Genomic DNA, 13,217 nt, shown 5'->3' with positions numbered 1-13,217 from the left:
CTGGCACGGCCATCACCGGCGTCAGCGTTCTGACCCTCGACATCAGCACTGGGGTAACGGCAACGACACTGGCCAACTACCTCAGCGGTGTCGACACCGTCCTGAAGAGCATGACCGACTCCGCTGCGGACCTCGGTGCCGTCAACAAGCGCGTCGACCTCCAGAAGGACTTCGTCGACAACCTGATGGACTCGATCGAATCGGGTGTCGGCAAGCTGGTTGATGCCGACATGAACGAAGAGTCGACCCGTCTGAAGGCTCTGCAGACGCAGCAGCAGCTCGGTATCCAGGCGCTGACGATCGCCAACACCAACTCGCAGAACATCCTGTCGCTGTTCCGTTAATCGGCGCATGGAGCATGACGGGCGCATGTTCGCCTGTCAGCTTGTCATATCCAGAAAACCGCGTCGCCCGAACAGGACGGCGCGGTTTTTTGTTTGCCAAGTGCCGCCTTTCGCGATTAACGCCTGCTTCATATTCCCTTATTTCTGTTTATCTTTGTTACCGACTTATGAATGGCGTTAACTGTTTGTTAACCAAACAATCGTTACACCTTCGTTAAGAGCGAAGGGTCGCCCCCAGGGCAAAACAGGGGCGGTTCGCATGACGCTGGTCCCGTCGCTGCCGGTCATTCACTCCGGAATGTTCTCAGAAATCTTTCGGGGCAAGTGACCAATGACCAGCATCATGACCAACACGGCCGCCATGGCCGCACTCCAGACGTTGCGCTCGATCAACACCAACATGGCCGAAGTGCAGGACCGGATCTCGTCCGGCTACCGCGTTCAGACCGCAGCCGACAACGCCGCCTACTGGTCGATCGCGACCACCATGCGCTCGGACAACGCCGCGCTTTCCACCGTTCAGGACGCGCTCGGCCTCGGTGCAGCGAAGGTCGATACCGCCTATGCGGCGATGAAGGCATCCATCGATGTCGTCACCGAAATCAAGACCAAGCTCGTCGCCGCGCGCGAGCCCGGTGTCGATAAGCTCAAGATCAACAAGGAAATCACCGAGCTGAAGAACCAGCTCATGTCCGCTGCGCAATCGGCGTCGTTCTCGAGCGAGAACTGGCTCTACAATACCAATACTGCTGCCGTCGGCACAAAGTCGGTCGTTGCCTCCTTCAACCGCGATGGCAACGGCAACGTTTCGATCACGACGCTCGACTTCGACACGGCGCAATCGATGCTGATCGACACGGGCAGCTCGGCGCGCGGCCTGCTGACCAGGGGCTATGATGCCGACGCGCTGCTGCAGACGCCGACCGGCACCGCCGATCCGTACTACCTGATCGCCGCTCCGCCGGCAGCGCCGCCGACCGGCACCGAAATCAAGCTGACTGCGACGACCGCGCCGGCTGATATGGACGCGATGATCCGCGTCGTCGACAAGATCCTCGGGCAGTTGACAGACGCCGGCTCGACGCTTGGCGCGATTACCAAGCGCATCGACATGCAGGGAAGCTTCGTCGCCAACCTGATGGATACGATCGACAAGGGCGTTGGTCGCCTGGTCGATGCCGACATGAATGAGGAATCGACGCGGTTGAAGGCGCTGCAGACGCAGCAGCAACTCGGCATTCAGGCGCTGTCGATCGCCAATACCAACTCCGAGAACATCCTGCGCCTCTTCCAGCAGTAAGGTTTTCCAGCCGGCGGCGCATTGGTGTCGCCGGTTTGGGACCACCCGGCCGCATCCGCCAAGAAGGTGGATCCGTGCCGATTTGAGTTCTGCCACGTCGTCGGTCACGGCACCCGGTGGAAACGGTTGGACCGCGCTAATTGCCCTGGCGCGGTCCAACACATTCATTTTCGCACAAGTTTGACCGAATAGCCTTCCCTCGCAGTCCTGTCCGTATGACTGCCGGCCAATATGAGATTTGCGCCGCCGCCTGCATCGGTCTGCCGCCGGAATGAAAATTCCCGTGCGCGGCCGTTGTAAGTCCAAGAATGCTGGGTTCGCCGCTATCGGCGACCGGACCCGAGGGAGACATTTCAGCAGTGTCAGGATCATGGGAATTCTGCGCCGTAAGGCGGCGCCTGTCAGGCAGACGGGGATCGCCTTCTATCGTCCTGCGCGCATCGAGGTTCCAGTCATGAGCGCGATGCTGTCCCGCTATCTCAAGGATTTCAGCGCGCCGAAAGTCGAACTGTCGATGATGCCGCCGAAGTATTTCCCCGACCTGGATGTCGACTACTCCGATGGCGACCGGCTCACTCCGCGGTCGGTTGCGCCGCCGGTCGATGTCGAGGCCGAGCGGCGCGAGGCTTTCGAGCAGGGGCGCGCCGAAGCCACGGCCGAGCTTGCCTTCGAGCACGGCAATCAGATCGCCGACCTCCAGGCGGCCCATGCGGCCGAAATCGATGCCCTGACCAGGCGCTTCGAGGATGAGGCCGCCAGCCGCATGGCCGGACGCTTTCAGGAAATGACGGATCAGCTGGCCGTGTCTCTGGGCGACCAGACCGCGCGCGTGCTTGCACCTGTCATGGAGGAGGCGCTGCTGCAGCGCGCCGTTGCCGATATGGCGCAGATGATCCGGCAGGGGATTATCGCCGGGGAAGGGTGCGCGATCACCATCAAGGGTCCGCTTCCTCTGTTCGAAGCCTTGAAGAGCAGCCTCGGCGAAGACATGCCGGTGTTCCGCCACGTTGAAACCAACGACATCGACCTCGCCATCGAAATGGACGAGACGATCCTCGTCACAAGAATGGCGGCTTGGGCCGACACTGTCCGGAAGGTTCTCGCATGAGCGACGAAAGCCACCATAACGGCAAGAACGAAATCATCATCGTCAAACGAGTTAGTGGCGGTCATGATGGTCATCACGGCGGCGGGTGGAAGATCGCCTATGCCGACTTCATGACGGCGATGATGGCCTTTTTTCTCGTCATGTGGCTGATCAATGCCGCCAACGAAGAAACCAAAGCTGCGATCGCCTCCTATTTCAACCCGGTGCAGTTGACCGACCAGAAGCCCGCCGAGCGTGGCCTGAAGGATCCTGCCAAGGATGCGCAGGGCGAGGAAACGCAGCAGCGATCGAAAGTCGACGGCGAGCAGGAAAAGTCGGGCGGCTCGGCCAAAACAGGCGATCAGCTGACGGCGACCTCGGGCGAGGAAACGAAATACTCCGACGCCGATTTCTTCGAGAATCCTTACTCGGTGCTTTCCGAGATCGCGCAGGAGGTCGGTCAGCAGGCGAACATCAGCGCCAAGGGTGACGGCGGCGCGGCGCAATCCGGTCCGTCGACCGGCGCGGAAGGCGGCGAGGCCTATCGCGATCCGTTCGACCCGGATTTCTGGACCAAGCAGGTCGAAGTCAAGGATGCCGGCAACACGACCGAGAAGGACGTCGCCTTGGCCTCGAAGGCTGCAATGGAAAGCGGTGCGGCGCCACTGCAGAAGGCTGCCGAAGAACAAAAGGCCGAAGAGGCTGCGAAGCCTGCTGATGCCGGCAAGACCGATGCTGAAAAGACCGAGCTTTCGAAGCAGGATGCCTCGGCCCAGGCCGAGGAGTTGAAGGCCGAGATCAAGAAGGAACTCGGCGGCGACGCCGGGAAACTGGCCGAGGGCCTCGCCGTGACGCCGGCTGAAGGCGGTCTGTTGGTGACGATCAGCGAGCAGACCGATTCCCAGATGTTTGCCGTCGGCTCGGCCGTGCCGCAGAAGGAACTGGTCAGGGCCATGGAGAAGATCGGCCGGCTGCTGTCCCAGCGCCAGGGCGCCGTCGCCATCCGTGGCCACACCGATGGTCGTCCGTTCAAGGACGGCACCTATGACAACTGGCGTCTGTCGGCTGCGCGCGCCCAGAGCGCCTATTACATGCTCGTTCGCGGTGGTCTGAAGGAAGATCGCGTCAGCCAGATCAGCGGCTTTGCCGACCGACGGCTGCAGATCCCTGGCGATCCCTATGCGCCCGGCAACCGCCGCATCGAAATCCTGCTGCAGTCGGCAAAGGGCTAGAACCGATGCTGCGACGCTTGCGATCCACCTTGATGATGTCGGTGCTCGCCATTCCGCTTTCGGCGGGAATGGCTCAGGCCAACGACCTCGAGGAGCTTGCACCATTCAAGATGATCCGGTCGCTGCAATATGTGCAGGACTCGGTGGTGCTCGGCGATCATTCGGCCATCGAGATGCAGCGCTTCATGCTCGGCGCGATCGACAAGCGGCTGAGGGCTGCGGATGCGTCCGTGTTCAGCGACCCGCGCAACGTCGATGCGGCGCTTGTCTACGCCATGAGCGGGGGCAACCCGGAGACGCTCAACTATCTCGCCGATCATGATGTCGCCGGCAATTTCGATTCGCGCGTCACCGATGCGATGAGGCAGTATCTCGGCGGCAAGGGTGGCCTGATCGTCGAGAGCCTGTCGAAAGCCGCGCCCGAGTACCGGAACTCCCGTGTCGGTCCCTACCTGTTCCTGATCCTCGGCAATGCCACATCGCAGCAGGACCCGGTCGGGGCCATGAAGTTCTACGACTGGGCGCGGTTGACCGCACCGGGAACGATCATCGAAGAGGCAGCGCTGCGTCGTTCGGTCTTCCTCGCGGTGCAGGCGAACCTGCCTGACAAGGGTTTTCGCTACGCGCTGAATTACGCCCGCCGCTACCTGACCTCGCCCTATGCGAGCCAATTCGCCGATGTCTTCGTCGAGCTGGCCGTGGGGCATTTCGACGAGGCGGCGCACGAGCGGATTTCCGAAATCCTGACCTTCATGGATGCTCCGCGTCAGCGGGAGGTCTATCTGCGCGTCGCGCGGCGTGCGGCCATCAGCGGCAAGCAAACCCTGGCAAAGCTTGCCTCGGAGCGGGCAGAGCAACTCGCAGCCGATGGCGCCTCCGAGCCGCGCGTGCTCGCCAATTTCTACGCCGGGCTGGCGTCGGTACCATCGTCTGACGTCTTCGCCGCGACCCAAAGCATCGTGGCGATCCCGGACGCAGAACTTTCTCCGCGCGATCGCGCCCTGCGTGACGCGGCCAAGGCGGTTGCAGATGCCGTTGTCAGACCACCGGACGATGAAAGCCTCACGCAAGCGTTCTCCGCTAGACCGGTCAGACCAGCCACGCCCGACGGTGAAGTCGAAGGCGCGGAAACGGGAAGCGGCATGAGCCCGTTCGGTGAACCGGCGGCGCAGGCCGGCACCCCGAGGGCTGGGGAGACGACGCAAGCCGGCGCCGAGACTGCCGCCACCTCCGACCCATCCCATGACGGTTTCGTCGCAAAGGGCCGGTCCAAGGTCGAGGAGATCGATGCGCTGCTAAGGGGAGAAGGCAAATGAGAGCTCTCGACGAAAGCCTGCGTGCACCGCCTCAGTCCCAGACGGGCAAGGCGGGCGCACGCGCGGGCGGCAAGGAGCAGGCCCCTGGCGCCTTCGAGGATGCCGTTGCAACCGCTGGGCGCCAGAAGGCGAACGGCCAGGGTGCACAAGGTTCGAGCGAGGGTAACGGCAATGCGGCCGACGGCGAGAATTCGGGAGCGGCGGGCTTGATCGGCAACGGCAGCATCAAAGGCGGAGAAGCCAAGGTTTCGATCACCAAGCCGGCGCACAATCGCGCGCCTGGAGATCTCGAAGATCCATCGCTCGAAAATCACAATGCTCAGAAGGAACGGTTCTCGCTCGCCGAGCGTGAAAGGGACGCCAAGCGTCTTGCTTCCGCCAAGGCGGCACAGGCGCGAGAACATGCGGGTGCATCGGACGCCGCGGGTGAAACGGCCGACCTGGCCGCGCGCATGGCGGCTTTGTCGCGCGGGTTGAACAAGACGCAGGCGAGCGGCGCGCAGGGCGTTGAAGGCAACGGCGAGCCAACCGATGTGGCCGCAGGTTCTGGTGCGAAAACCTCGCCAAGCGCCAGCGTGGACGATCTGCTGACGTTGCTCGGCGGCAACGCGATGCCGTCGACGCGTGCGGACGCCCAAGGTGGCTCGGCTGGCGTTCATGCACTCGGTGAACGCGGAGCGAAGGGCATCGCGCATGGCGAGATGATCGAGGCCCATGGTGCAGACGCTGGGGGTACTGATGGCGAGCAGGGAACCGACCGGCTGTTCCGCTTTGCCCGCGCCGACGGCAAGGGCCAGGCGATCTCGATGAGCATATCGAAGGATGGCGAACGCGCGACTGTCGACGCGGCTCGGTCGTCGGCCAAGGCCGAAAACGTCACCGTGCTCGAAGCTCGCCGTTATCTCGGCATTTCGATGAACACCAATTCCACCAATGTCACCAATGCGATCGCTGGCGACGCCGGTTTTACCCAATCGCTGCAGCCGAGCGCCGCTCTCGGCCAGCCGGGCGCCTGGGCGCAGGCCGGCAAGACCTTGAACACGCTCAAGATCCAGATGCATCCGATCGAGCTCGGTCTCGTCACCGCAACGTTGCGGTTGAAAGACGACGAGCTGCAGGTCGAACTGAAGGTGGAAAACGGCGAAGCTTTCCGCCAGCTGCGCGACGACCAGAGCGAAATGGTCAAGGCGTTGCGAGCCCAAGGCTTCGCGGTCGATCAGATCAACGTCGTGTTCAATTCGGGCAGCGATACCTCAACCGGTGGCAGTTCCCAGCAGCAACAGCAGGCCCAGGCGGGCCAGCAGGGCCGCGAACGCGCCGAGGATGATGGCGGGCAGGGGCGGCAGCGGCAGGATGGCGACAGCCAAGGTTCAGTGGCGGAGAGGCGGGTTGGCAATGGCGGTACGGATGATGCGGTTGCCGGCACTGAGCGTTCTCGCACTGGTCACGTCTACATGTAGCGCATTCGCCAACGCTGGCTCTGGCATCTGCGAGCGTGAAATCATCTCGGCAGCGTCGAAATACGGCATCCCCGCCGGGATCCTCTATTCCGTCGGACTGACGGAAACCGGTCGCAAGGGATCGCTGCAGCCCTACGCGATGAATATCGAGGGCAAGGCGTATTTCGGCACCAGCACGCAGGACGTTCTCGTTCGATTTGCCAACGCCCAGGCGCAGGGTGCCAAGCTCATCGATCTCGGCTGCATGCAGATCAATTACTACTTCCATGGCGATCAGTTCGCATCGCCGACCGAGATGCTTGACCCACGCAAGAATGTCGAATATGCCGCGCGCTTCCTGTCCAACCTTCGCGCAAAGCACGAGAGCTGGACGATGGCCGTCGCGCGGTATCACGCCGGCCCGAACAACGACCCGGCGCAGAAGAAATATGTCTGTCGGGTGATCGCGAATCTGGTCGCGACCGGCTACGGCAAGTGGACGCCCAGCGCCACGCAGTTCTGTCAATAAACAACCATTGATTGCTTAATCGCAGGTCATTCCGCATTGTGGCGACAATGCGTGGAGAATGTGACGGCAAGTGGTTTTGTTGCAAACCGTTAACTTTTCCACATTATTTTAGTATGACCGTTAACGTCTAGCCACTAGATGTAGATCAAATCGGTGCGACATGGTTAATCAATTATTAATTCCACCCATTAACTTCCTCTAGTTGTTCATGAATCCCTCGATTCGTACCTCTCGATCAGTGCGGTGCCATACTGATTCGGAGGCGGACGAATGATCGTAGTGGTTGACGATAGAGAACTCGTAAAGGACGGCTATACGTCGCTTTTCGGGCGTGAAGGAATTCCCTCGACGGGCTTCGATCCCAAGGAGTTCGGCGAGTGGGTGAATGCGGCGGCAGACTCGGATATCGACGCGGTCGAAGCGTTTCTGATCGGCCAGGGCGACAGCACCTTTGCCTTGCCGCGCGCGATCCGCGATCGGTCGATGGCGCCCGTCATCGCCGTCAGCGATACGCCCTCTCTCGAAAACACGCTGGCCTTGTTTGACTGCGGCGTCGACGACGTCGTTCGCAAGCCGGTCCACCCCCGCGAGATCCTGGCCCGGGTGGCGGCGATCCGCCGCCGTCTGAAGGCCATCAACAACTACACCGACATCGGTCCGATCCGCGTCTTTGCGGATGGCCGTGATCCCGAGATCAACGGCGACGTGTTCGCATTGCCGCGCCGCGAGCGCCGCATTCTCGAATACCTGGTCGCCAACCGCGGGCGCCGGGTGTCCAAGTCTCAGATTTTCAACGCGATTTACGGCATCTTCGATGAAGACGTCGAGGAGAACGTCGTCGAAAGCCACATCAGCAAGCTGCGCAAGAAACTGCGCAAGAAGCTCGGCTTCGACCCGATCGATTCCAAGCGTTTCCTTGGCTACTGCATCGACTGGAACTAAGGCGCGTTCGGGCGGGCGAAGGTGGCACCTAAGACAGGTTCACGCAAGGCCCGCTTCCTAGTGTCGCTGCAACGTGGAAATGAGGATCCGATATGAGTCTCTATGGCAGCATGAGAACGGGCGTCTCCGGGATGAACGCTCAGTCGAACCGTCTCGGCACTGTGGCTGAAAACATCGCGAATTCGAACACGACCGGCTACAAGCGGGCCTCGACAGAATTCTCATCGATGATCCTGCCTTCGGGCGGCGGCAATTACAATTCCGGCGGCGTCGAGACTCAGGTGCGCTACAGCATCTCGCAGCAGGGCGGCACGAGCTACACCACGTCGGCGAGCGACCTTGCGATCAACGGCGGCGGCTTCTTCATCGTGCAGGGCAATGGCGGTGAGAATTTCCTGACGCGTGCCGGCTCCTTCGTTCCCGACAAGGACGGCAACCTCGTCAACACCGCCGGCTTCAAGCTGATGGGCTACGAATACAAGGCCGGCGCCGACCCGACCGTCGTCGTCAACGGCTTTGACGGCCTGACCGAAGTCAAGCTCAAGGACGAAGGCCTGGTCGCCGCTGGCTCCACCAAGGGCGCGATGGATGCGAACCTTCCGTCGGGCGCGGCAGTCGGCGATCAATCGAAGACCTCGATGGTCGTTTACGACAGTCAAGGCAATACCCGAATTCTTGATTTCACCTACCAGAAAACAGGTCCGAACGCCTGGAGCCTCAACGTCGTCGATCGCGCGTCGGGCACCAATATCGGTTCGCAGACCATGACTTTCGACGCGGCTGGCAAGCGCATCGGCGCCGTCCCCGCGACGCTGACGACGACCGCCATGACCGGTCTTCCTGGCACGGGCGCCAACCTGGGCGCCCTGACGATCGACACGACAAAGACGACGCAGCTTGGCGGCGACTTCACCAGCAGCGGCGGTGGCATCGACGGCAGCAAACCGAGCAAGATGTCCGGTTTCGAGATCGACAAGGAAGGCATCGTCTACGTCAAGTACGGCGACGGCAACCTCATTCCGAAGTTCCGCATTGCGCTCGCCACCGTGCAAAGCCCGGACAAGCTCCTGCCGCAGTCGGGCAACGTATATTCGCAGGGCACCGATTCCGGTGTCATCGTCACCGGTTTTGCCGGCTCCGGCGCCTTCGGCAACATCCAGTCCAAGGCGCTCGAAAACTCCAACGTCGATATCGCCAACGAGCTGACATCGATGATCGAGGCGCAGCGTAACTACACGGCAAATTCCAAGGTGTTCCAGACCGCATCGGATCTGCTTGAAGTTCTGGTCAACCTGAAACGGTAATTGAAAGAGATACGGTCCGCGTCATGTCGCTGTCCTCCGCAATATCCATCGCACAACAGGCCTTCAGCAACACGGCGCAGCAAACCGCAACCGTGTCGAAGAACATCGCGAACGCGGGCAACGCGGACTACTCGCGTCGGCTTGCTCTGCTTGGGAGCACGGCGAACGGAGCGCAGGTCGTATCCATCTACCGCGCCCAGAACGAGGCGCTGCTCAGACAGAGCATCGCCGGCATGGGCGAGGCCTCCGGCCAGGCAAGGTTGCGAGAAGGGCTGGAATTGATGAAGTCGGCGCTCGGTGGCAACAGCTACGAGACGGCGCCTTCCAAGCTGCTCGCCGATTTCCGCAACAGCCTCCAGACCTTCGCCGCGACCCCCGGCAACAAGACGATCGCCGCCACGGCGGTTTCCGACGCCGGGGATCTGGCGGATTCGCTGAACAAGGCCTCCAAGTCCGTCCAGGACATGCGCGAGAATGCCGATAAGGAAATCACGCTGGAAGTCGACAAGCTGAATGGCTTGCTGGCGGAGTTCGAAAAGGCCAACAACGCCGTCAAGGCGGCAACGGCCCAGGGTACCGACCCGAACGACGCGCTTGATCAGCGCGACAAGATCCTGAAGCAGGTCTCCGAGATCGTCGGCATTTCGACGACCACGCGCGGCAACAACGACACCGTGATCTTCACCACGGATGGTACCGTTCTGTTCGAGACCATCCCGCGCTCGGTGACCTTTGCCCCGCAAAACGTTTATGACGCTTCGACCGTCGGCAACAAGATCTACGTCGACGGCGTGCCGATCGCCGCGGGCACCGGCGCCGACACGACGGCCAAGGGCAAGCTTGCAGCACTCGTGCAATTGCGCGACGATGTCGGACCGAAGTTCCAGTCGCAACTCGACGAGATCGCTCGAGGCCTGGTGACGTTGTTCCAGGAAGGCGGCCAGCCGGGTCTGTTTACCTGGGGAAGTCCCGGTATTCCGGCCGTCGGCATCGTGCCCGGCATGGCATCGAAGATCACGGTCAACGCGGCTGCCAAGGCAAACCCGCTGATGCTGCGCGACGGTGGCTTCGACGGCACGTCGAACAACCCCACCGGCAATGCGGGTTATACCGACCTGCTGGACGGCTTCATCAACAAGATGGGTGAGAACATGGCGTTCGACCCATCGTCCGGCCTCGACAGCAACAGCAGCATTCTGAATTTCGCCACCAGTTCGGTCGGTTGGCTGGAGCAGTTCCGCAAGACGGCATCGACGGCCGACGACAGCAAGTCGGCGCTGCTGTCGCGCACCGCCGAAGCTCTGAGCAAGCAGACCGGCGTCAGCATCGACGAAGAACTGTCGCTGCTGCTCGATCTCGAACAATCCTACAAAGCATCGGCCAAGCTGGTCAGCACCGTGGACGCCATGATGGCGGCCCTTATGGAAGCTGTGAGGTAATCATGAAGACATCCTTCGTTTCAAACCTGGCGATTCAGACCGCCATGCGCCTGACGATTCAGCAGACTCAAGCCGAGTTGCTGCGCCGTACCCAGGAGAGCACGAGCGGCATTCACTACGACATCGGCCTGACGCTTGGCGCGTCGACGTCGCGATCGCTCAACCTGCAGCGCGAGCTGGACAGAATGGGCGCCCTGAAGGGCACCAACGCCGTGGTGACGCAGAGGCTTTCCGCCTCCCAGGGCGCGCTTGAGACGATGCAGAAGGCCGCCGAAAAGGTGCGCGATACGCTTGTCACCTACAAGGGCAACGACAGTGTCGACGCGATGAAGATCCTGAAGTCCGAAGTGAACGGTGCGCTGCAGATCTTCACGTCAGCGGCCAACACCTCCTTCAACGGCGAGTTCCTGTTCTCGGGTATCAACACCGACGTCAAGCCGCTGGCCGATTACAACTCCGTGCCCCCGTCAGCGGCCAAGGTCGCATTCGATGCGGCGCTCAGCAGCTACATGTCGGCAAACAGCCTCACCGACATGAGCCAGTTTACGCCGACGCAAATGCAGGACTTCATCACGACCAAGCTCGAACCGATGTTCATGGGCACGGATTGGGATGCCAACTGGTCTGATGCGTCGAACCAGAACATGACAAGCCGCATCAGCGCCAGCGAGGTCATCGAAAGCTCGACCAACGCCAACACCAAGAGCTTCCGGATGTTCGCGCTGGCGAGCGTTATTTCCACGGAGCTGATGGACAAGAACGTCAATTCGCAGGTTCGCAGCACGCTCAACAACGCCGCCTTCGGCTACATGGAGCAGGCTATTTCCGGACTGAACGGCGAACGCAGCTCGCTCGGTATCTCCGAGTCGCGCGTCAAGAAGGCGACGACTTCGCTGGAGGCGCAGGAGAAGCTCGTCAAGACCCATATCACGGACATCAATGGCATCGATCCGGAAGAAACGGCGACGCGCGTGAACATGTTGAAGACCCAGCTCGATACATCCTACGCGCTGACGTCGAGACTGCAGCAGATGAGCTTGCTCAACTACCTCTGAGAAGAGGCGACCGGACAAACATGAAGGATGTCTGAATGTACCAATTTTCCTATGCCGAGATCATGGAGGATGGCGTTGCCGACTCCAAGAATCGAGAGCGGCAGGTACTCGATCGCTCGATTGCGCTCCTCGAAGCCGCAAGGCAGCAGAACGGGTATTCGCGAGAAGCCATAGAGGCGATCTATTTTACCCGGCGCGTCTGGATCCGCTTCATCGAGGATCTTCGCGCTCCGGAAAACCAGCTCAATGAAGAGCTGCGCGCCAATCTGATTTCGATCGCCATCTGGATACTCAACGAGACGGAAAAGATCCGCAAACGCGAATCCTCCAACTTCCAGGGCATAATTGACATTACCACCATCATCAGGGATGGACTGAAATGAAGAGCACACTGCGTATCTCGCTGAAGTCGGGCGAAAGAATTTTTGTAAACGGCGCGGTGCTTCGCGTTGACCGCAAGGTCGCCGTCGAATTCCTGAATGACGTGACCTTCCTTCTGGAAAACCACGTGCTTCAGCCGGAAGATGCAACGACGCCGCTGAAGCAGCTCTACTTCATCGCCCAGATGATCCTGATCAACCCGGAAGGCGCCGAGCAGTCGACCGCCATGTTCCGCAAGTCGGTCGTCATGCTGCTCAACTGCTTCAAGAACGAAGAGATCCTGGCTGAGCTGAAGCGGGTCGACGGCCTGGTCACCAACGGCCGCGCCTTCGAGGCGCTGAAGGCGATCCGCGGGCTCTACGCGATCGAAGACCGCATCCTCAACACGCAGGAAATCACGCCGGCGACGGTCGAGCAGATTCGCAAGGAGATCGCACCATGGCGGTAAGTGGCGTCAGCAACAACGACTACACCCCGATCGTCTCGGGTGCTGACTCCGGCAACGACGCCAGCAAGGCGTCGCTGAACTATGAGAGCTTCCTCAAGCTGCTCGTCGCCCAGATGAAGAATCAGGATCCGACGCAGCCGATGGACGCCACTCAGCAGATCGCGCAGCTCGCGACCTTCTCGCAGGTCGAACAGACGATCAAGACCAACAAGAATCTCGAGAGCCTGCTGCAACGCACCTCGCTCAGCGAGGCGGATGCGGTGATCGGCAAAACTGTCACCAATGCGGACGGTACGGTCACTGGCGTCGTCAAGGAAGTCAAACTATACTCTGACGGAATCATTGCAGTGCTCGATAGCGGCAAGGAGCTCGTTATCGGCCCAGGCGTCAAGGTAAAGTGA

Annotated in this window: 14 protein-coding genes; all 14 read left to right on the top strand. The window is 61.0% G+C overall.

From position 1 onward, the window contains the following. Positions 1 to 344: flagellin (locus BC360_RS13940; protein WP_274533919.1), on the top strand; the 344-nt coding region annotated here is incomplete at its 5' end. 331 nt (positions 345 to 675) lie between these two features. Then, positions 676 to 1,644 carry a flagellin gene (locus BC360_RS13935; protein WP_065795544.1) on the top strand — a complete coding sequence of 323 codons (969 nt, stop codon included), beginning with the start codon at positions 676 to 678 and terminating at the stop codon, positions 1,642 to 1,644. Positions 1,645 to 2,098: 454 nt separating this feature from the next. Then, entirely contained in the window at positions 2,099 to 2,752 is a 654-nt protein-coding gene (locus BC360_RS13930; protein ID WP_065783054.1) for a hypothetical protein, read from the top strand. After that, entirely contained in the window at positions 2,749 to 3,963 is a 1,215-nt protein-coding gene (locus BC360_RS13925) for a MotB family protein (protein ID WP_065795543.1), read from the top strand. Before BC360_RS13930 ends, BC360_RS13925 begins: the two co-directional genes overlap by 4 nt. 5 nt (positions 3,964 to 3,968) lie before the next feature. Beyond that, entirely contained in the window at positions 3,969 to 5,279 is a 1,311-nt protein-coding gene (motC, locus tag BC360_RS13920; protein ID WP_065795542.1) for a chemotaxis protein MotC, read from the top strand. Continuing rightward, complete coding sequence (locus BC360_RS13915; RefSeq protein ID WP_065795541.1) at positions 5,276 to 6,739, top strand: flagellar hook-length control protein FliK; 1,464 nt, start codon at positions 5,276 to 5,278, stop codon at positions 6,737 to 6,739. The genes motC and BC360_RS13915 overlap by 4 nt, the downstream gene beginning before the upstream one ends. Beyond that, positions 6,690 to 7,247: a transglycosylase SLT domain-containing protein gene (locus BC360_RS13910; protein WP_065783020.1), complete on the top strand. Its 558-nt coding sequence runs from the start codon at positions 6,690 to 6,692 to the stop codon at positions 7,245 to 7,247. The genes BC360_RS13915 and BC360_RS13910 overlap by 50 nt, the downstream gene beginning before the upstream one ends. Before the next feature lie 270 nt (positions 7,248 to 7,517). Beyond that, entirely contained in the window at positions 7,518 to 8,189 is a 672-nt protein-coding gene (gene rem / locus BC360_RS13905; protein ID WP_065783019.1) for a transcriptional activator Rem, read from the top strand. A gap of 92 nt (positions 8,190 to 8,281) precedes the next feature. Then, positions 8,282 to 9,493, top strand: coding sequence for a flagellar hook protein FlgE (locus tag BC360_RS13900; protein ID WP_065783018.1), 1,212 nt, complete (start codon positions 8,282 to 8,284; stop codon positions 9,491 to 9,493). A 23-nt stretch (positions 9,494 to 9,516) separates the two neighbouring features. Beyond that, positions 9,517 to 10,932 (top strand): flagellar hook-associated protein FlgK, encoded by a 1,416-nt coding sequence (flgK, locus tag BC360_RS13895; protein ID WP_065795540.1) that lies wholly within the window; start codon positions 9,517 to 9,519, stop codon positions 10,930 to 10,932. Positions 10,933 to 10,934: 2 nt separating this feature from the next. Beyond that, the gene (locus BC360_RS13890) at positions 10,935 to 11,987 is read left to right on the top strand and encodes a flagellar hook-associated family protein (RefSeq protein ID WP_065795539.1); all 1,053 of its coding nucleotides are present in this window, start codon (positions 10,935 to 10,937) and stop codon (positions 11,985 to 11,987) included. A gap of 35 nt (positions 11,988 to 12,022) precedes the next feature. After that, complete coding sequence (flaF, locus tag BC360_RS13885) at positions 12,023 to 12,370, top strand: flagellar biosynthesis regulator FlaF (protein ID WP_025425942.1); 348 nt, start codon at positions 12,023 to 12,025, stop codon at positions 12,368 to 12,370. After that, complete coding sequence (flbT, locus tag BC360_RS13880) at positions 12,367 to 12,816, top strand: flagellar biosynthesis repressor FlbT (RefSeq protein WP_025425943.1); 450 nt, start codon at positions 12,367 to 12,369, stop codon at positions 12,814 to 12,816. The genes flaF and flbT overlap by 4 nt, the downstream gene beginning before the upstream one ends. Beyond that, positions 12,807 to 13,217, top strand: coding sequence for a flagellar hook assembly protein FlgD (gene flgD, locus BC360_RS13875; protein ID WP_065783015.1), 411 nt, complete (start codon positions 12,807 to 12,809; stop codon positions 13,215 to 13,217). Before flbT ends, flgD begins: the two co-directional genes overlap by 10 nt.

The sequence above is a fragment of the Ensifer sp. LC163 genome (assembly GCF_001695855.1).
In the GTDB taxonomy this organism is placed as follows: Bacteria; Pseudomonadota; Alphaproteobacteria; order Rhizobiales; family Rhizobiaceae; genus Ensifer.
Note: the sequence above shows the minus strand (reverse complement) of the source record. Positions and strands in the feature narration are given on the sequence as shown.

Bases quoted from the DNA above. Each gene is read 5' to 3' on its own strand.
- BC360_RS13935 (WP_065795544.1), top strand. From the start codon at position 676: ATGACCAGCATCATGACCAACACGGCCGCCATGGCCGCACTCCAGACG.
- BC360_RS13930 (WP_065783054.1), top strand. From the start codon at position 2,099: ATGAGCGCGATGCTGTCCCGCTATCTCAAGGATTTCAGCGCGCCGAAA.
- BC360_RS13925 (WP_065795543.1), top strand. From the start codon at position 2,749: ATGAGCGACGAAAGCCACCATAACGGCAAGAACGAAATCATCATCGTC.
- motC (WP_065795542.1), top strand. From the start codon at position 3,969: ATGCTGCGACGCTTGCGATCCACCTTGATGATGTCGGTGCTCGCCATT.
- BC360_RS13915 (WP_065795541.1), top strand. From the start codon at position 5,276: ATGAGAGCTCTCGACGAAAGCCTGCGTGCACCGCCTCAGTCCCAGACG.
- BC360_RS13910 (WP_065783020.1), top strand. From the start codon at position 6,690: ATGCGGTTGCCGGCACTGAGCGTTCTCGCACTGGTCACGTCTACATGT.
- rem (WP_065783019.1), top strand. From the start codon at position 7,518: ATGATCGTAGTGGTTGACGATAGAGAACTCGTAAAGGACGGCTATACG.
- BC360_RS13900 (WP_065783018.1), top strand. From the start codon at position 8,282: ATGAGTCTCTATGGCAGCATGAGAACGGGCGTCTCCGGGATGAACGCT.
- flgK (WP_065795540.1), top strand. From the start codon at position 9,517: ATGTCGCTGTCCTCCGCAATATCCATCGCACAACAGGCCTTCAGCAAC.
- BC360_RS13890 (WP_065795539.1), top strand. From the start codon at position 10,935: ATGAAGACATCCTTCGTTTCAAACCTGGCGATTCAGACCGCCATGCGC.
- flaF (WP_025425942.1), top strand. From the start codon at position 12,023: ATGTACCAATTTTCCTATGCCGAGATCATGGAGGATGGCGTTGCCGAC.
- flbT (WP_025425943.1), top strand. From the start codon at position 12,367: ATGAAGAGCACACTGCGTATCTCGCTGAAGTCGGGCGAAAGAATTTTT.
- flgD (WP_065783015.1), top strand. From the start codon at position 12,807: ATGGCGGTAAGTGGCGTCAGCAACAACGACTACACCCCGATCGTCTCG.